This window comes from Streptomyces tateyamensis (assembly GCF_003205575.1).
In the GTDB taxonomy this organism is placed as follows: domain Bacteria; phylum Actinomycetota; class Actinomycetes; order Streptomycetales; family Streptomycetaceae; genus Kitasatospora; species Kitasatospora tateyamensis.
Map to the genome: position 1 here is coordinate 1 of NZ_PYBW01000003.1, position 327 is coordinate 327.

Here is a 327-nt window from a genome sequence, read left to right on the forward strand (position 1 = left end):
GGTCACGCCGCTGAAGTCGGTCACGGCGTACAGGCTCAGGTAGTGGTACCCGGGCTCCGGGTTGGTGACGGTGACGGTCTGGGCGGTACCGGAGTTGGTGCCCGAGGCGGTGAACGCGTCGGGGGAGGCCCAGGTGTCGTCGTTGTAGTACAGGTAGGCCAGCCCGGTGCCGCCCGAGGTGGAGACGGTCAGCTTGCTGGTGCCGGCGGGCACGTAGACGTACTTGTAGACCAGGTGGCCCGCGGTGGCGGACTGCCCGGCCCGGGAGCAGTTCTGGCCCAGCGCCTCGGCCCGGGGGTCGGTGCAGGCGGGGGGGGGGGCCTGGCC

1 protein-coding gene is annotated in these 327 nt (G+C 72.2%); it reads right to left on the bottom strand.

Going from position 1 to position 327, the window contains the following annotated elements:
• Nucleotides 1-327, bottom strand: a 327-nt coding sequence (locus tag C7C46_RS00285; protein WP_181442107.1) for a PPC domain-containing protein, incomplete at both ends; no start/stop codon positions are given.